Origin of the sequence: Brachybacterium nesterenkovii (assembly GCF_900163655.1) — a bacterium.
In the GTDB taxonomy this organism is placed as follows: Bacteria; Actinomycetota; Actinomycetes; order Actinomycetales; family Dermabacteraceae; genus Brachybacterium; species Brachybacterium nesterenkovii.
Genome location: NZ_FWFG01000094.1, coordinates 13,202 through 30,624, shown reverse-complemented (window position 1 = coordinate 30,624; position 17,423 = coordinate 13,202). Strand labels below are relative to the sequence as shown.

The 17,423-nt window shown below is 72.8% G+C and carries 11 protein-coding genes; 6 read left to right on the top strand and 5 right to left on the bottom strand.

Annotation, left to right across the window (positions count from 1 at the left end):
* The first annotated feature begins 257 nt into the window (after positions 1-257).
* Complete coding sequence (ppk2, locus tag FM110_RS10960; protein ID WP_087104806.1) at positions 258-1,208, top strand: polyphosphate kinase 2; 951 nt, start codon at positions 258-260, stop codon at positions 1,206-1,208.
* A gap of 261 nt (positions 1,209-1,469) precedes the next feature.
* Here the strand turns inward: ppk2 and FM110_RS10955 are convergent, their stop codons facing one another.
* Both FM110_RS10955 and FM110_RS10950 read right to left on the bottom strand, forming a co-directional pair.
* Positions 1,470-4,733 (bottom strand): YhgE/Pip domain-containing protein, encoded by a 3,264-nt coding sequence (locus FM110_RS10955; protein ID WP_087104797.1) that lies wholly within the window; start codon positions 4,731-4,733, stop codon positions 1,470-1,472.
* Between the two features lie 199 nt (positions 4,734-4,932).
* Complete coding sequence (locus tag FM110_RS10950; protein ID WP_087104796.1) at positions 4,933-6,867, bottom strand: amylosucrase; 1,935 nt, start codon at positions 6,865-6,867, stop codon at positions 4,933-4,935.
* Between the two features lie 120 nt (positions 6,868-6,987).
* Between FM110_RS10950 and FM110_RS10945 the strand changes: the two genes are divergently transcribed.
* The 3 genes from FM110_RS10945 to FM110_RS10935 all read left to right on the top strand — a co-directional run bounded on the left by FM110_RS10945 (position 6,988) and on the right by FM110_RS10935 (position 11,223).
* Positions 6,988-8,286: an Nramp family divalent metal transporter gene (locus tag FM110_RS10945; protein WP_087104795.1), complete on the top strand. Its 1,299-nt coding sequence runs from the start codon at positions 6,988-6,990 to the stop codon at positions 8,284-8,286.
* A 42-nt stretch (positions 8,287-8,328) separates the two neighbouring features.
* On the top strand, positions 8,329-9,936 hold the full coding sequence (locus FM110_RS10940) for an iron dependent repressor, metal binding and dimerization domain protein (RefSeq protein ID WP_087104794.1): 1,608 nt from the start codon (positions 8,329-8,331) through the stop codon (positions 9,934-9,936).
* Between the two features lie 267 nt (positions 9,937-10,203).
* Positions 10,204-11,223, top strand: coding sequence for a TerC/Alx family metal homeostasis membrane protein (locus FM110_RS10935; protein ID WP_087104793.1), 1,020 nt, complete (start codon positions 10,204-10,206; stop codon positions 11,221-11,223).
* Between the two features lie 22 nt (positions 11,224-11,245).
* Here FM110_RS10935 and gluQRS read toward each other — a convergent pair whose 3' ends face one another.
* From gluQRS to FM110_RS10920, 3 genes are all read right to left on the bottom strand, one after another.
* A complete protein-coding gene (gene gluQRS, locus FM110_RS10930; protein ID WP_087104792.1) occupies positions 11,246-12,166 on the bottom strand; it encodes a tRNA glutamyl-Q(34) synthetase GluQRS in 921 nt (306 codons plus the stop codon).
* Positions 12,163-12,795 (bottom strand): GNAT family N-acetyltransferase, encoded by a 633-nt coding sequence (locus FM110_RS10925; protein WP_159458060.1) that lies wholly within the window; start codon positions 12,793-12,795, stop codon positions 12,163-12,165. The genes gluQRS and FM110_RS10925 overlap by 4 nt, the downstream gene beginning before the upstream one ends.
* A gap of 279 nt (positions 12,796-13,074) precedes the next feature.
* Positions 13,075-13,950 (bottom strand): hypothetical protein, encoded by an 876-nt coding sequence (locus FM110_RS10920; protein WP_087104790.1) that lies wholly within the window; start codon positions 13,948-13,950, stop codon positions 13,075-13,077.
* Between the two features lie 447 nt (positions 13,951-14,397).
* On the opposite strand from FM110_RS10920, the gene FM110_RS10915 reads away from it, so the two are divergent.
* The gene (locus FM110_RS10915) at positions 14,398-14,934 is read left to right on the top strand and encodes a peptidylprolyl isomerase (RefSeq protein WP_159458059.1); all 537 of its coding nucleotides are present in this window, start codon (positions 14,398-14,400) and stop codon (positions 14,932-14,934) included.
* 385 nt (positions 14,935-15,319) lie between these two features.
* On the top strand, positions 15,320-16,747 hold the full coding sequence (locus FM110_RS10910) for a rhomboid family intramembrane serine protease (RefSeq protein WP_087104789.1): 1,428 nt from the start codon (positions 15,320-15,322) through the stop codon (positions 16,745-16,747).
* Positions 16,748-17,423 lie beyond the last annotated feature (676 nt).

Below are 17,423 nucleotides of genomic sequence, written 5' to 3'. Positions count from 1 at the left end.
GTGGGGCCAGCGGGCACGTGCGATAAGGGCGCGAGCGGCGGCACTGGGCGAGGTCGGGCGAGAAGGGGCCCCGTGGGGCCAGCGGGCACGTGCGATAAGGGCGCGAGCGGCGGCACTGGGTGGGGTCGGGCGAGAAGGGGCCCAGTGGGGGCGGCGCCGAAAGGCCCCCTCGGATGGGGGCCGCCTGCCGCGCCCGACCCGCGCTCGCCCCGTGGCCGACCCTTCCCGCGACCCCCGCGGCGCCGTATCCTCCCGTCATGTCCACACATGACAACGAGGTCAAGTCCGGATCCCTCCGCAAGCTCGACAAGGCCGCCTACGAGGCGGAGCTCGAGCGCCTGCAGGCGCAGCTCGTCGCGATGCAGCAGTGGGTCATCGAGAGCGGCGAGCGGGTGCTGCTGATCTTCGAGGGCCGCGACGCCGCGGGCAAGGGGTCGGCGATCAAGCGCATCACCCAGTACCTGAACCCGCGCCATGCCCGCATCGTCGCCCTCCAGGCGCCGACGGAGCGCGAGCAGACCCAGTGGTACTTCCAGCGCTACATCCAGCATCTCCCGGCGGCGGGCGAGATCGTCATCATGGACCGCTCCTGGTACAACCGTGCCGGCGTCGAGCGCGTGATGGGCTTCTGCACCGATGCGCAGTACCACCGCTTCCTGCGCCAGGCCCCGGACTTCGAGCGCATGCTCGTCGAGGACGGGATCCGCCTGATCAAGTACTGGTTCTCCGTGTCCGACGAGGAGCAGGAGGCCCGCTTCCGCTCCCGCGCCGAGGACCCGATGCGCCGCTGGAAGCTCTCGCCGATGGACATGCAGTCCATCGCCCGCTGGGAGGACTACTCGCGCGCCAAGGACGCGATGTTCGCCGCGACCGACACCCCCTGGGCCCGCTGGTACACCGTCGAGTCCGAGGACAAGAAGCGCTCGCGCATCAACGTCATCGCCGACATCCTGCGGCAGATCCCGTGGGAGCTCATCGAGCCGCAGAAGATCGAGATCCCGAAGCGGCCGCCGGAGAAGGGGTACGAGCGGCCCGACCGCTCCGACTACCAGTACGTGGACGACGTCGCCGCCGCGCTCGAGAAGGGCCGCGCGGGGGAGGGGCCGACGGCAGCGGCCGAGGCGGCGGAGAAGGCGACCGCCGCGTCGAAGACATCTGCAGGGCGCGCGGAGCGGAAGCGCGCGCCGCGGAAGAAGCCGAAGAAGTAGTCGATGGAGCCCGCGGCGGGCGAGAAGTAGTTGACGCCCGCGACGGGGCGAGGGCCCGACCCGGTGCCGGCTCCCTCGGTACAGGCGGGGCGTGGTCGAGCACTGGCGGTATAGCGGGGGCTGCGACGACATCGTCGCAGCCCCCGCTATACCGCCAACACTCGACAGCCTCACGGGGTGAATCCTCAGCCCGCCGGTCAGTGCGCGGGTGGGGCCTCATGCCCTCGCCCGGCCCCGCCCGGCCCCGCCCGGCTCCGTCTGTCACGACGCCGTCGGTGCCACGTGCCCCTCCCAACCGCGCCGCGTGCGGCGCCGCGTCTTGAGCGCTCCGCCGAAGCCGAGGACCAGGCCCAGGGCCAGCCACCCCAGCAGCCAGGCGATGTCCCCGCTCGGATCCACCCAGCCGCCGCCGATGGTGCCGCGGAACGCATCGACCGCGTGCGTCATCGGCAGGTACTCGTGGATCACCCGGAAGAACCGGGGGAGCGTCTGCACCGGGTAGGTGCCGCCCGCGCCCGAGACCTGCAGGGCGATGAGCAAGAGCGCCACGAACTTGCCCACCGGCCCGAACATCGCCCCGAAGCCGTGGTTCAGCGCCACGAACACCACGCTGGTCAGGCACGCCATGAGCACGAACTGCGTCATGTGCACCGCGGTGATGCCCACCCAGAAGTGCAGGATCGCCACGGCCACGACGGTCTGGACGAGCCCGAGGGCCTGCGCGGGCAGCAGCCCGCCCAGCAGCAGCGAGCCGGCGTTGCGCCCGGCCCGGGCCGCGCTCACGGAGAACGGCGACATCATCAGGAAGATCGCCATGCCGCCCACCCAGAGGCTGATCGCCAGGAACAGCGGCGCGAGCCCCTCGCCGAAGCGGTCCAGCCCGTTGTCGCGGTGGAAGTCCAGGCCCACGGGATCCGAGGCGGTCGAGGCGAGGTGCTCGCGCTCGGTGTCGGTGTAGGAGGGGACCTGGTCAACGGCGTCGCCGAGGCCGTCGGCGAGCTCCTTGCTGCCGTCGGCCAGCTGCTGCGCACCATCATCGACCTGCACGGCGCCGTCGTGGAGACGGGTGGCGCCGTCGGCCAGCTGGGTCGCCCCGGCGGCGATGCGGTCGGCGCCGTCGGCGAGCTGCCCGGCGCCCGCATTGAGCTGCTGCGCGCCGTCCTCGGCGGTGTCCACACCGGAGGCCAGGCGGTCGGCCCCGGTCGAGAGCTCCTGGGCGCCATCGGCCAGCTGGCCCGCGCCACCGGCGGCCTGGTCGACGCCGCCGGTGTAGCGGCGCACCCCGTCGTCGAGCGTCGAGGCGCCGTCGGCCAGCTGTCCGGTCGCGCCAGCGAGGCGCTCGTTGCCGTCGGCCACCTGCTGGGCGCCCGAGTTCAGGCGGTGGATGTCCTGGACGGCCTGGTCGGCGCGGTCGTAGGCGTCCGGCAGGGCCTGGACAGCGGTGGTCGCCTGGCTGTGGAGGTCGTCGATCTTCTGCTGCGCGGCCGCGGGGTCGGTCGCGGCCGTCTGCAGGATGTCGCGCGCCCGGGTTACGCCGTCGGAGACGGTCTTCGAGTCCCCGGCGAGGGTCTTCGCATCGGTGCTGAGGTCCTGCACGTCCTGGGCGAGCGCGGTGAGGCTCGAGGAGCCGTCGGTGCCGCTGAGGAAGGTCGCGAGGCGGTCGGCGGAGTCCTTCATGGCGGTCGCGGAGTCGCGGACCTGCTGGGCGCCGTCGGTCACGGCCGCGAGGGCGTCGCGGTTGGCGGCGGCCTCCTGGGAGACGGTCCCGGCGTCGGAGCGCAGGGACGCGGAGGAGACGGTCCCGTCGTCGGAGCGCACGGACGCGGAGTCGCCCGCGAGCGCCTGCAGGCGGTCGCACACCTCGCTGGGCGTCGACGACACGGTCGTCTTGGCACCGCCGCCGTCCGAGGCGCCCGCTGACGTCGTGGTGGTCGTGCCGGTGGACGGCTCCTTGGCGCACAGGGCGGCCAGCTCGTCGACGGTCGAGGTGTATTCGACGGTCGCGTCGTCGAGGGCGCTCGCGTGTTTGGCCAGCTGCGGGGCGGCGTCGTTCGCGGTCTTCACGCCGTCCGCGATCGTGTCCACCTGGTCGGAGATCGTCGTCGCGCTGTCCTGCACGGTGCTCGCATCGCCCTGGCGGGCCGCGACCGCGTCCTGCAGGGTCTTCGCATCGGAGGCGGCGGTGTCGATCCGCCCGGACAGGTCCTGGGCGTTCTGCTGCATCTGCGGCGCGATGCCGGTGCCCGCGAGGGCCGTGTTCACGTCGGTCGCGGTCTGCGCGAGGTCGTCGACGGCGGTCTGCAGGTCGCCGGTGGTGCGGTCCACGCTCTGCTGGTCGATGCCCAGCTCCCGGGCCCGGCCCTGCAGGCCCGTCGCGGCGTCGTCGAGCCGCTGGGTGCCGTCGGCCACCTGGCGGCTGCCGTCGGCGAGGGTCTGCGCGCCGTCCTCCAGCTGCGCGCTGCCGCCGGCGAGACGGTCGGCGCCGTCGACCAGCTCGGGGCTCTTCGAGCTCAGGGTGTCCAGTCCGGTCGCGAGCGTCGTCGCGCCCGTGGACAGGCGGTCGGCCCCGGCGGAGAGCTGGTCGGCGCCCGTGGAGATCTGGCCCAGGCCGATCACGAGGTCGTAGCTGCCGTCGGACAGGCGGTGCGCGCCGTCGGCGAGGTCCCCGGTGCCGTCGGCGAGGGTGCCGGCGCCGTCGGCCAGGTCCGCGGAGCCGTCGACGAGCTGCCCGGTGCCGTCGGCCAGCTGGACGCTGCCGTCGTGGAGCCTGGTCGCGCCGTCGGCGGCCTCGCCGAGCTTGTCGTGCATGGTCGTGAAGCCGATGTAGATCTTGTCGAGGTACTGTTCCAGGACGTTGGCCTCGAGGCTCTGGCGCAGGGCGGTGCCGACGGACTTCGTGAAATTGCCGCCCACGTAGTTGATGGTGTCGTTGGTGCGGACGGTGAGCATGGCAGGGGCGGCCTGCATCGGGTCGTCGGCGCCGAGGGTGGCGATGTTCGCGGAGAAATCGGCGGGGACCTCGATGACCGCGCCGTAGGTGCCGTCGGCCAGGCCCGCGTCGGCGGTGGCCTGGTCGGTCTCGACGAAGCGGTAGACGGTGTTCTTGTCCATGTCGAGGAGCTCGTCGGTGAACTCGCGGCCGACGTCGATGTGCTCGGTGGTCCCGTCGGGGGAGCTGGAGTCGGCGCCGGTGTCGGCGTCGACGACGGCGGCGGTGATCTGGTTCAGGTGGCCGGTGGGGTCGTTGAACGCCCAGGTCATGTTGCCCGAGTAGATGATCGGGACGACGGCGAGACCGGTGGCGAACAGCAGGGCGATGCGCTGCTTCCACTCGCCGGGGATCACCTGGCCGATGTCGCGGGCGACGGCGCGGGCGCCGCGGCCGAGCAGACGGGCGCCGTCGCCGAGGGCATGGCCCGTGGCGGAGCCGGCGCGGAGGAGGGGGCGGGCTGTCGTGCCCGCGGCGCGCCCGAGGGGGGCGATGAGGGCGCGGAGCGCGGCGAGCAGGCGTGCGAAGAACGACATAGCGGGAACGATACGCGCGTGCATCCGATACGCCAATGCATCGAAGGGTGGTGTGGCGCAGGTGACGTGATGTGGGGGGCGCGGCGTGGCGCGGGAGGGGCCATGACCGGCCCGCGGTGTGCGCCCCGCGCCCCGCGGCGCGCGGCCTCGCGCTTCGTGGCGAGTGTCCCGCGGCGTCCGCCCCGCGGGCCGCCTCGGCTCAGCCCTCCGGGCCCAGGAACCAGAGCGCCTGGTACGGCTGCACCGTGATCGACGGGATCTCGAGCGACCAGTCGGCGCCCGAGATCGCCTCGCGCGGGTGGTCGCCGACGATGCCCGACAACACCCCGGCGTCGAGCTCGACCGGGTCCTCGGACATGTTCAGCACCTGCGCCATCGTCGACACCGGATGGTCGCGGCGCAGGATGAGCAGACGCCGATCCGCGCCGCTCACCACCTGCGACTCGACCGCCGCGTGCAGCTGGGGGAGGGACGTGCGCACCGCGATGAGGTGGCGCACGCCCGCGAGGACCTGCCCGGCGGGGGTGCGCGGTGCGTCGCGGTCGGCGTCGAGCGCGGCCTCCCGCACCCGCTCCCACGGCATCTCCGGCCGATGCACCCAGCGGTTGTCGGCCGCATGCGCGGGGTCGTCGGCCCAGTGCGGATCGTTGAGCAGGGCGATCTCATCGCCCATGTACAGCAGCGGCAGCCCGCCGAAGCCGAGCATCGCCGCATGCAGCAGCAGGATCCGGGCCATCGCCAGGTCGATCGCCGCGCCGTCCCCGGAGCGCACGGCCCGCTCCAGGCCGGCGAGGGAGGCCAGCGAGCCGCTGATGCGCTTGTCGCCCGTGGTCGGGTTGTGCTGGAACACGAGGCCCTCGGCGAACGAGCCCGGGAACTCGCCCGCGTAGAAGTCGGAGAGGAAGGCGCGGTGGCCGAATCCGGACAGGCCGATATCGGCGGCGTCCTCATCCGTGATCGCCCAGCCGATGTCGTCGTGGCAGCGCACGTAGGAGGCCCAGGTGGTCGAGGCGGGCTTGGGCGGGAACTTGCCCAGCGCGGTCGCGAGCAGCCGGGTGTCCCGGGAGGCGAGGGCCGACCACAGCTGGACCATGTACGAGTTGTGGTACGCGGTCTCGGACACCTTCCCGGACAGCGCGCCGCGGCCCAGGTAGCCGATGAGGTCCTGCGGGCCCACGATCGCCTCCGCCTTGAAGGCGAGGGCCGGGGCGGCGATCCGCGCGGCGGCGCGCAGGGCGCGCGTGAGCTGATGGACCTCCGGCAGGTTCTGGCAGTTGGTGCCCTGGCGCTTCCAGGTGAAGGCGATCGCGTCCAGGCGCAGCATGTCCACGCCCTGGTTCGCGAGGAAGCAGATGATCTCGACGAACTCGCACAGCACATCCGGGTTCGACCAGTCCAGATCCCACTGGTAGGCGTTGAACGTGGTCCACACCCAGCGCTCGAGGTCCGCGTCCCAGGTGAAGTTGCCGGGCGCGAAGTCGGGGAACACCTCCGGTAGGGAGGCCTCCCAGGCATCGGGCTCGGTGCGGTCGGGGAACGTCAGGAAGTAGTCGCGGTAGCGCTGCTCCCCGGCGCGGGCGCGCTCGGCCCACTCGTGCTCGCGGGCGACGTGGTTGAGGACGAGGTCGAGCTCGAGGCTCATCCCGCGGTCGTGCAGGGAGGAGGCGAGGGAGGAGAGGTCCTTCATCGTGCCCAGGTCCTCGCGCACGCGGCGGTAGTCCTGCACGGCGTAGCCGCCGTCGGACTCCCCGGGCCGCGGCTCGAGCAGCGGCATCAGATGCAGGTGGGTGACCGCGAGCGACTCCAGGTGGTCCAGATGCTCCTCGACGCCGCGCAGAGTGCCCGCGAAGCGGTCGGCGTAGGCGACGTAGGCGATCTGGCGCGGGTCCTGCAGCCAGTCGGGGGCCAGCAGGCGCGCCTCGTCGAGGCCGCGCAGGGCCTCGGGGCGGTCCTGCATCGCGGCGGCGACGATCCGCAGCACGCGCTCGAAGGTCTCGTCGGCGCGGTCGCCGTAGCAGGCGCGCAGTCCGGCGCGCATGTCGTCGCCGTAGCGGGCCAGGCGCAGGTCGAAGGAGCGGGTCAGGGCGGGGTCGACCGGTGCGGCGTCGAGGGCGCGGGCGTGCGTAGGAGGCATGGACCGATCGTAGAGGCCGATCCGCCGGCCGGGCGAGGACGGGCCTGAGGGGCGTTCGGAGCGACGCGCCGGAGAGCAAGGGACCGGGACGCGGATATGTTTTCGGGTACCCTCAAACACATGTTTTCGGAAAGCCTAAAAACCGGACTCCTCGCCTCCGGCACCGCATCCGTGGACGCGCCGGCCGATGCTCCTGCCCCGTCGCCGGACCGTCGCTCCCCGCTGCGCCTGCTCGGCCCCGCCTTCGTCGCGGCCATCGCGTACGTCGACCCCGGCAACGTCGCCGCGAACCTCACCGCCGGCGCGCAGCACGGCTACCTCCTGCTGTGGGTGCTCGTCCTCGCGAGCGCGATGGCCGTGCTGGTCCAGCACCTCTCGGCCAAGCTCGGCCTGGTCACCGGGCGCAGCCTCGCCCAGCACGTGGCCGAGCGGCTCGGCCGCCGCGGGCGCCTCCTGTTCTGGGCGCAGGCCGAGCTCGTCGCCGCCGCCACCGACCTCGCCGAGGTCATCGGCGGGGCGCTGGCCCTGCACATCCTGTTCGGCCTGCCGCTCGTGCACGGCGGGATCATCGTCGGCATCGTCGCCATCGTGCTGCTGGCCACGCGCAACCGCTTCGGCGCCCGCCCCTTCGAGCGGATCGTGGTGGGGATGCTGGCGATTATCACCATCGGCTTCCTCGCCGGGCTCGTCGTCGACCCGCCGGATCCGGGCGCGCTCGCCGGCGGCCTCGTCCCGCGGCTCGAGGGCCCCGGCACCGTGGTCCTGGCCGCCTCGATGCTCGGCGCGACCGTCATGCCGCACGCGATCTACCTGCACTCGGGGCTCGCCCGCGACAGGCGGCGCGAGCTCGAGGATGCGATCCCCACCCGTCTGCTGGTGCGCGCCTCCCGCTGGGACGTGCTGCTCTCCCTCGCCCTCGCGGGGACCGTGAACATCGCGATGCTGGTCCTGGCCGCCGAGGCCCTCCCGGGCGTCCCCGGCACCGACACGATCGAGGGCGCGCACGCCGCGATCGCCGCCGCCTCCGGACCGGTGGTGGGCGTGCTGTTCGGCATCGGCCTGCTCGTCTCCGGTCTCGCCTCCACCTCCGTCGGTGCGCACGCCGGGGCGGAGATCATGGGCGACCTCCTGGGCATCCGCGTCCCGCTGCTCGCCCGCCGGGTCATCACGCTCGTGCCCGCGCTGATCGTGCTCGGCGCCGGTATCGACCCGACCGCCGCGCTCGTGCTCAGCCAGGTGGCCCTCAGCCTGGGCATCCCCTGCGCGCTGGTGCCGCTCGTGGCTCTCACGCGCAGCCGGGCCGTGATGGGGGAGTTCGCCGACACCCGCCTCGTGACCGTCCTCGCCGCGGCGGCGGCCGGCGCGATCATCGTCCTCAACGCGGCGCTGGTGGTGCTCACGATCCTCGGCGAGGCATGATCGTCCCGGCGGCCCGCCCGGGCGCCGCCGCCAGGAGGAACCGTGGACCCCGACGCCCTGACCACCGTCGCGCAGGACTACCTCAAGGCGATCTGGAGCCGCACCGAATGGGGCGATGCGCTCCTGACCACCGGCGATCTCGCCGCCCGCATGGGCGCGGCCCCCGCGACGGTCACCGAGACGGTGCGGCGCCTCGCCGGCCAGGGCCTGCTCGAGTACACGCCGTATCGGCCCGTGACGCTCACGCCGATGGGCCGTGACTGCGCGGTTGCGATGGTCCGCCGCCACCGCCTCCTCGAGACGTACCTGGTCACGGCCCTCGGCTACGGCTGGGACGAGGTCCACGACGAGGCCGAGCGGCTCGAGCACGCCGCCTCGCCGGGCCTGATCGAGCGCATCGATAAGGCCCTCGGGCACCCGACCGCGGATCCCCACGGGGACCCGATCCCCGCGGCCGACGGCACGACCGCCCTGCCCGAGGGGACGCTGCTGCTGCGCGACCTGACGGAGGCGGGGCCGGTCGAGGTGGTGCGCGTATCCGACGCGGACCCTGGTGCGCTCGTCGCCGCCCGCGCCCTGGGCCTGGTCCCGGGAGCCCGGGGCGAGGTGCGCGGGTGCGAGCCCCTCACGGTGGTCGTGGCCGATGCGACGGAGACCGAGGTCCCGGACGACGTGGCCGCTGCTGTGCGCGTGCGCCCGGTCGGTCGGGGAGATGGCGGCGCGGTGGCCGAGCCAGGGTCCGACGCGGTTCCCCTTGCGGCGGCCGATGCGGTTCCCGTTGCGGCGTCCGACGCAGAGCCTGGCCCCGTCGCCGAGCGCGACCGTGCCGACCACGCGGTCGAGGAATCGATCGGCAGCCCTCGCGAGCACTGGGAGGAGCGCTACCGCGACGCCCCCGTGTGGTCGGGCAGCGTGAACGCGACGACCGCGGCCGTCGTCGAGCGGCTCGAGGCCGATGGCGTCGACGGCACCGGCCCCGTGGAAGCGGGGCGCGCCCTGGACCTGGGCTGCGGCGAGGGTGCCGACGCGATCTGGCTCGCCTCCCGCGGCTGGGACGTGATCGCGACGGATATCTCCGCGACCGCCGTCGCCCGCGCTGCTGACGCCGCCCGCGCCGCTGAGACCGCACAGGCTGCTGAGGCTGCTCGCGCCGTTGAGGCCGCGCGGACCGATGGAAGCCTCCGCGTGCGCTTCATCGCCCAGGACCTCGAGCCGTGGGCGGCGGGAGAAGGCGGAGCCGGAGGCGCCCTCGAGGGTCCCTTCGACCTGGTCACGTCATCGTTCCTGCACTCGCGCGCCGCCCTCGGGCGCACCGCGATCCTGCGCCAGGCGGCCCGCGTGCTGGCTCCGGGCGGGCACCTGCTGGTCGTCTCCCACGCCGCTCCGCCGCCGTGGTCGCGCCACGCGCAGCACGACGATCACGCGCAGCACGACGGTCACACGCAGAACGATGAGGCCGCCGGCCACGACGAGCACACGCACCACGACAGCATGGGCCTCCTGCCTCCCGCCGAGGAGATCGCGGCGCTGGGCCTGCCCGCGGGTCAGTGGCGGACCGTGCTCGCCGAGACCCGCACCCGCATCGCCCAGGGCCCCGACGGCCAGGAGGCGGAGCTGGAGGACGGGGTCATCCTGCTGCGCCGGGCCTGATCGCGACCACGAGGCGAGCTCAGCCCAGCGGTGGGGTGTGCTGAGCCCTGCGGCGGGGCGTGCTGCGCGCGGCGACGGGGCGTACCGAGTTCGGCGACGGGCCATGCGGAGCGCGGACCGCGGATGCGTCCGTTCGCAGAGCACGCTGCCCCGTCCAGGGTCCGTCCACATAGCGCCCGATAGGATTGGCCGATCGGGCGCTGGGGCTGGGAGTGCTTCCGCCCGCCCCTCCCCGGACCACCGACCCCGCCATCGAGAGGCCGCCGCATGGGTGAACTGTCCCTGACCTTCGAGATCGCCTCCCTGGTGGTGCTCGTCCTGATCATCGTCGCCGACCTGCTGATCGTCCTGAAGCGACCGCACGTCCCCTCGGTGAAGGAATGCGTGGCCTGGGTGGGCTTCTACGTCTCCCTCGCCCTGATCTTCGCGGGGATCCTGTTCTTCGTCGGGGACACCCACCACGTCGCGCTCGAGTTCCTCACGGGCTGGCTCACGGAGTACTCGCTCAGTGTCGACAACCTGTTTGTGTTCATCCTGATCATGAGCCGCTTCGCGGTGCCCAGGAAGTACCAGCAGGAAGTGCTGATGGTGGGCATCATCATCGCGCTCGTAGCCCGTGCGATCTTCATCCTGATCGGCGCCGTCGCCATCGAGCACCTGTCGTGGATCTTCTACATCTTCGGCATCTTCCTGCTGTACACCGCGTGGACCCAGGCCAAGGGCGAGGACGACGAGGAGGGTGACGGCGACAGCTTCATCCAGCGCACCGTCGCCCGCGTGCTGCCCGTCCACAGCGAGTACGACGGCAACAAGCTGCGCACCGTCGTGGACGGCAAGAAGGTCTTCACGCCGATGCTCATGGTGTTCGTGGTGATCGGCCTGACCGACGTCATGTTCGCGATCGACTCGATCCCCGCGATCTTCGGCATCACCCAGAACCCGTTCATCGTGTTCACCGCGAACCTGTTCGCCCTGATGGGCCTGCGCCAGCTGTACTTCCTGCTGGGCGGCCTCGTCGACCGCCTCGTCTACCTCCACTACGGCATCGCGGCGATCCTCGCGTTCATCGGCGTCAAGCTGATCATCCACGCGATCCACGAGGCCCCGCTGGAGTGGATCCCCGGCTTCCACGTGCTCGAGAAGATCCCCGAGGTCAACACGTTCGTGTCCCTCGGCGTGATCATCGGCTCGATGCTGATCGCGACCGTCGCCTCCCTGGTGCTCGGGCCCAAGACGCAGGATCGCGAGATCACCGACGAGGTCCACCACCGAGGCGCCTCGCACTGACCCTCGCAGCGGCTGGATCCCGTCAGGCCGGCAGGTCCACGATCCAGGGCTCGCGCGGCAGCGTCTGCGGCTCCCAGCGCTCGAGCACGTCGCGCGCGCTGCGGCAGCCCGCGATCCCCAGCGACGCGCCGATGCGCTCGACGACGTCGGCCGCGGTCTCGCCCCGCTCGAGGCGGTCGCGCAGCGTGACGGCCCCGTCCCGCTTGGCCAGGCGCGCCCCGCTCGGCGACACCGCGAGCGGTACGTGCGCGTACACGGGCTCGGGCAGGCCCAGCAGGTGCGCGAGGTGCGCCTGCCGTGGGGCCGAGGTCAGGAGGTCATCGGCCCGTGCCACCTGGTCGACGCCGACGGCGGCATCGTCGACCACCACCGCGAGGTTGTAGGCCACCACGCCGTCGCCGCGGCGCAGCACGAGGTCGTCGACGGCGGCCGTGACCTCGCCCGCGAACACGTCCTGCACCGTCCACTCGTGCGCCTCGGCGCGCAGCCGCAGCGCGGGCTCCCGGCGCAGCTCCCGCATGCGGGCACGTCCGCGCTCGCGCGCCGCCCCGTCGAGATCCCGGCAGGTGCCCGGATAGGCGCCGGGCGGGGCATGGGGTGCGCGGGGCGCCTCGAGGATCTCCCGCCGCGTGCAGAAGCACTCGTAGACGAGACCCAGGTCGGTGAGGCGGGCGATCGCGGCGTCGTGCGCGGCCTCGCGCTCGGACTGGAGCACGACGGGCCCGTCCCAGTCCAGGCCGATGGCCGCGAGGTCCTCGAGCTGGCGCTCGGCGGCTCCGGGGCGGACCCGGTCGAGGTCCTCGATGCGCAGGCGGAACGCGCGGCCTGTGCGTCGGGCGAGAGCCCAGGCGAGGATCGCCGTGCGCAGGTTGCCCAGGTGCAGGTCGCCGCTGGGGGAGGGGGCGTAGCGCCCGGCGCCCTCGTGTGCGCCGCCGGGGCTCATCGCTGCGCCTCAGGGGCCGGGCCGAGCTGCGCCTCGGGGGCGGAGCCGAGCGTGCGGGTGAGGATGACGAGGTCCGGCTCGCCGGGGATGGCTTCCGCGGTCCGGCGATAGCCGAGGCGCGCGGCGAGGGCCAGCGACGGCGTGTTCCCGCCATCGGTGATGACGGCGCTCTCCGCGCCGGGGAAGGCGCGGGCGGCCTGGTCGAGGACCGCGGTGAGGGCTTCACGGGCGGTCCCCAGCCCCCAGCACTCGGGGCGGAAGCGGTAGTAGGCCGAGAGCACGACTCGGTCGCCCAGCCGGTAGCGGGTCAGGCCGCAGACGCCGAGCACGAGCGCGGGATCGCGCAGGATCGTGTCGGGGTCGCGCAGGTTGGCGTCGGGGTCGACCGGATGCCGCTCACGGGGGCGGACGGCGCAATACCCGAAGCCCTGCGCCTCCCACTCCGCGATCCACGTCGCGAGCACCGACTCCATGGCCTCGCGCGAGGTCACGGGCGGGGTGGAGTCGTGGGCGAAGGTGCGCGGATCGGCGTGGATGGCGTGGATCTGGCCCAGGTCCGTGCCCGACAGCGCACGCAGCTCGAGCCGCGACGTCAGCAGCGGTGCCCCGGGCTGCGGCAGGAACGGCATGGCCGACAGTCTAGGAGCGCCGTGCGCGCCGCGGCGACGGCCGAAGCCGGAGGAGCGGGCGGGCATGGACGAGCGGGCGGGCATGGACGAGCGGGCGGGCGGGCATGCCCGAGCAACCGGGGGTGAACGAGCTGCCGGGGCACGGAGGATCGTCGGAGACCGATGCCCGGCCGCCTGCCGAGGAGCGGCCGGACATGGACGAGCGGCCGCCCGACCCGGAGGTCGGACGGCCGCTCGGCGTCAGGTGCGGGGCGCGCCCGCGGACGGTACCGGCGAGGATCAGGCCTCGCCGCGGTGGGTGCCGCGCTTGCCGCCCTCGGAGGCGTCGCCGTTCTCCGGGTCCGCCGGGTTCTCCTCGGGGTTCATGACCGGGTCGATGACCTTGCCCTGTTCCGGGAGATCGGAGGAGTCCGCCGAGTCGACCTTCACGTCGCGCGGGGCGGTGTCGGAGGCGCGATCGGCATCGGACGTGAGCGAGTTCGCGAGATCGCCCGCCTCCGCGCCGCCGACGGTGTCGGAGACCTCGGAGGAATCGGTGTCGGTCGCGGCCGAGGCCGGGTAGTGCGCGCGGGCGAAGTCGGCCGGCGGGGCCCAGGGGTCCTCGACCGGGCGGCTCTTCTTCCAGGCGGCGTAGCCGGCGGCGGCGCCCGCCGCGGTGAGGGCCAGGACCAGCAGGACCTTGCCCGCGCGGCCCTTCTTCTTCTCCGGCGGGGTCGCGAGGGCGGCCTTCTTGATGTCGCCCTGGCCCTTCTCGAGCTCCTTGCGCGCGGCATCGACCGCGGCGGTGACCATCGCGGCCATCACCGCGTTGGTCGCACCGGCCGTGCGGCGGGCGCGCGGGAGGTAGTCGTCCTGGAGGTCGTGGCGGAGCTTCTCCGCGCGCGGGCTCAGGGTGTCGGCGAAGGCGGCGACCTTCTCGCCGCGCGCCTGGACCTGCTCCTGGACGGCGGGGAGGTACTGCTCGACGAGCTCGTCGGCGCGCTTGCGCGCATCCTTGGCGCCCTCGGAGAGCGCCGGGACGACGGTTCCCTGGAACTTGGCCACGGAGTCCTGGGCGGACTTCTGCGCGATGCCGGCGAGGCGGCCCGCGCGGGCGGAGGCGGTGAGCGCGGCCTTCTCGGCCTCGCGCTTCTTCTTCTTGGAGCGGATGCCCATGGGGTGGTCCCCTTTCGATCGAGGTCGCCGGGTTCCCGGCGGGACCGTGGGAGCGAGCGCCGCTGGAGCACAGCGGTGCGTCGTACCCGTCCACCATAGCGTGACGCCGAGCACGTCGTCCCAGCGGATGTGCAGGTTTCCAGGCACGCGGTCGGTCGGCTGGCCGGGGTCGGCCATGCGGCGCACGGAGTACGCGGTCGGCAGTCCGGCGGCGGCAGCGCGAAGCACAGAGGCGTCCCACCCTGGGCGCGGATCCTCCTCGTACGCGTCCATGCGCGGATCCTCGCCGTGGGCGGCTGCGGGGCCGTGGGCGGCTACGGGCTCGCGCCCATGCCCGTGCGCGGTTGCGCCCATGCCCGTGCGCGGTTGCGCCCATGCGCGCATGCGCCCGCGCGCGGCTGGGCGCCTGTCGGGATCGTGCGCATGCGGCTGTGCGAGGATGACCGCATGTTCGCAACTCTGCACACCAATCACGGCGATATCCGCATCGAGCTGTTCCCGGAGAACGCCCCCAAGACGGTCGAGAACTTCGTCGGCCTCGCGCGCGGCACCAAGGAGTTCACCGACCCGCAGACGGGCGAGAAGGTCTCGCGCCCGTTCTACGACGGCGTGATCTTCCACCGCATCATCGACGGCTTCATGATCCAGGGCGGCGACCCCCTGGGCACCGGCACCGGCGGCCCCGGCTACAACTTCGACGACGAGATCTCGGAGAAGAACTTCAACCAGCCGTACATGCTGGCCATGGCCAACGCCGGCAAGCGCATGAACGCGATCACCGGCAAGCCCTCGGGCACCAACGGCTCGCAGTTCTTCATCACCGTCGCCCCGACCCAGTACCTCCACGGCAAGCACACCGTCTTCGGCGAGGTCGCCGATGACGCGTCGCGCCAGGTCGTCGACGCGATCGCCAAGGTCGAGACCGATCGCCGCGACCGCCCGGTCGACGACGTCGTGATCCAGTCGGTCGATATCGAGGACTGATCGACGGGGAGGATCAGGTCTGCTGATCGACGAACTCGGAGGCCGATCCCTCAACTCGCACCTTCTGCACGGGGGCGCTCACCGCACGGTGGGCGCCCCCGTTCGTCGTCCCGGGGTCCTGGAGCTCGGTCGTCGGGCGAGAGCGTCCAGAATCTGCATCCCTGCGGCAGGTGCCTCGCGTATTGCAGGGCGCACGCCGCTGGTCTGCAGAATCTGGACGGCCGAGCGGCGAGCGGCTCCGTGGAGGGGTGCGGAGGCCGCATCTGGGGCCCGGGGCCCGGGGCCCGGGGTTCGAGGGCGTGGGGCGGGAGCCTGCCGACCGATGGTCGCGCTGTCCGCGGACTGGCCGTGCGGTGCGCGCAGGGCCATAGGGGAGAATGTCCCCATGAGCCGCTCCGACTCCGGCTACGGTGCCGACGACCCTTCGCAGGATCCCTACGCGTACGAGTACGAGGGGGCGCGCGACCCGATCACGGGGGAGCGCCCGATCCCTCTGGGGCGCGACCGCGCGACGGCACCCGACAACGAGGGCCGATCCGTCGATGACGACGTGCCCGACGGTGCGCCGACCGCGCACGACGCGGACCGGCCCGCCGAGGACCCGGACTGGTCCCGGCAGTACGACACGGCCCCCACCGGGGACCCGGAATGGTCGCCGGGGCACGACGCCGGCCAGTCCTACACCCCGCTCCCGGTGGAGGACGACGGCGCAGATGCCGACGCCGATCCCTACGCCGAGCGCTACGGGCAGATCCCGCGCTCCTTCGATCCGTCCGACCCCGACCCCGTCGAGAGCTACGGGACGGGGGAGCGGCCCGCCGAACGCGAGGGCTACAGCGCCACGGCCGATGCCTACGGCGCCGCGGACATCAACCGCGGCGCGAGCGGCCGTCGCCGGGCGGGCTCCGAGTACGGCGTCGCCGATCCCACCCCCGCCTCCGTCTGTCCCCGTCACCCGGACCGCGTCGCCTACGTCCGCTGCCAGCGCTGCGACCGCCCCGCGTGCCCGGAGTGCCAGCGGCCGGCCGCCGTCGGCGTCCTGTGCGTCGACTGCGCCCGCGAGATGGAGCGCCAGCAGCGGCAGACCGCGCCGCGGACCACGCTCGGCGGCGCGACCTCCTCGGGGCGACCGCTCGTCACCTACACGATCATCGGCCTGTGTGTGCTCGCGTACCTGGGGCAGACGGTGGCTCCCGGCGTGGTCGAGAACCTCCTCATGTTCGCGCCGTTCCGGGCGCTCGCCATGCCGTGGACCTTCCTGACCAGCGGTTTCCTCCACGGCAGCCTCATGCACCTGGCGTTCAACATGTACGCCCTGTGGGTGGTGGGCCAGTACCTCGAGCGGGCGATGGGGCCGTGGCGCTACCTCGCCGTCTACCTCGTGTCGATCCTCGCGGGGCATACGGCGGTGCTGCTCCTGACCGACCCGATGACCACCTCGTGGGTCGGAGGCACGGTCGGTGCGAGCGGCGGTGTGTTCGGCCTGTTCGGCTCGATGTTCGTCATCAACCGGCGCATGGGCGCGGAGTCCGGGCAGATCATCGTGCTGATCGTCCTGAACCTGCTGATCACGTTCATGGTCCCGGGGATCTCCTGGCAGGGGCACCTGGGCGGACTGCTCGTGGGCACGGCGACGACGGCCGCCCTGTTCGCGACGCGGCCCAAGGCGTCCCCGGGGGCGGACCGGGTGGCGCTCGCGAGGCGCTCCGCCCTGATCCATGCGGGGGTGATCGCCGGGGCGGTGCTGCTGTGCCTGGGACTGGTGGCGGTGCGCGCGATGACGGTGCCGACGGGGGCGCTCGCCGGCTGGTGACGGTCGGGGTGGCGCGCGCCGGCTGGTGACGGTCGGGGTGGCGCGCGACGGCTGGTGACGGCCGGGCGCCGCGCGCAGCATGGGGTCTGGGGTCTGGGGTCTGGGGTCTGGAGTCTGGGGTCTGGGACGTGAGGCATGCGGTCTGAGGTGCCAGTGCCGAAGCCAGTGCCAGCGCCAGTGACTGTGGCTGCTGCTCGGTCCGATGATCTCCGCGGGCATGGGAAGAGACGCACGTATGCGCGCAGTCGGGCCGTATATGCGGCTGATGGTGCGTATGACTGCGGTTCTTCCCATGGGGCCGGGCGTCGTGGAGTCAGACGGTCGGGCGGCAGGGAGTGCGCGCTGCGCGGGAGGGAAGATGCTCGGTACGCGGGGTCGTGCGCGCGCTGCGCGGGAGGGGAGATTCGCGGTGTGCGGGAGGGGGTGCATGCTGCGCGGGAGGGAAGATGCACGGTATGCGGGGTCGTGCGCGCCCTCGTGGCTGCCGAGTCGAACGGGTGTGCGGGAATGACAAGCGTGTGATTATCCCCAGCTGTGGAGTGAATTGGGGATAACTCGGGGCTGTTGGGGGACGACGCCACGAAAGTGTGGATAACAAGGGTGGACCTGTGGATCTCGGGGCGTCATGTCGCGGACCGCACCCCCTATCCATCCCCGCCTGATCCGCCAGCAGCGG

Excerpts from the sequence above, each read along its gene's own strand:
- ppk2 (WP_087104806.1), top strand. The coding sequence starts at position 258 with ATGTCCACACATGACAACGAGGTCAAGTCCGGATCCCTCCGCAAGCTC.
- FM110_RS10955 (WP_087104797.1), bottom strand. The coding sequence starts at position 4,733 with ATGTCGTTCTTCGCACGCCTGCTCGCCGCGCTCCGCGCCCTCATCGCC.
- FM110_RS10950 (WP_087104796.1), bottom strand. The coding sequence starts at position 6,867 with ATGCCTCCTACGCACGCCCGCGCCCTCGACGCCGCACCGGTCGACCCC.
- FM110_RS10945 (WP_087104795.1), top strand. The coding sequence starts at position 6,988 with ATGTTTTCGGAAAGCCTAAAAACCGGACTCCTCGCCTCCGGCACCGCA.
- FM110_RS10935 (WP_087104793.1), top strand. The coding sequence starts at position 10,204 with ATGGGTGAACTGTCCCTGACCTTCGAGATCGCCTCCCTGGTGGTGCTC.
- gluQRS (WP_087104792.1), bottom strand. The coding sequence starts at position 12,166 with ATGAGCCCCGGCGGCGCACACGAGGGCGCCGGGCGCTACGCCCCCTCC.
- FM110_RS10925 (WP_159458060.1), bottom strand. The coding sequence starts at position 12,795 with ATGCCGTTCCTGCCGCAGCCCGGGGCACCGCTGCTGACGTCGCGGCTC.
- FM110_RS10920 (WP_087104790.1), bottom strand. The coding sequence starts at position 13,950 with ATGGGCATCCGCTCCAAGAAGAAGAAGCGCGAGGCCGAGAAGGCCGCG.
- FM110_RS10915 (WP_159458059.1), top strand. The coding sequence starts at position 14,398 with ATGTTCGCAACTCTGCACACCAATCACGGCGATATCCGCATCGAGCTG.
- FM110_RS10910 (WP_087104789.1), top strand. The coding sequence starts at position 15,320 with ATGAGCCGCTCCGACTCCGGCTACGGTGCCGACGACCCTTCGCAGGAT.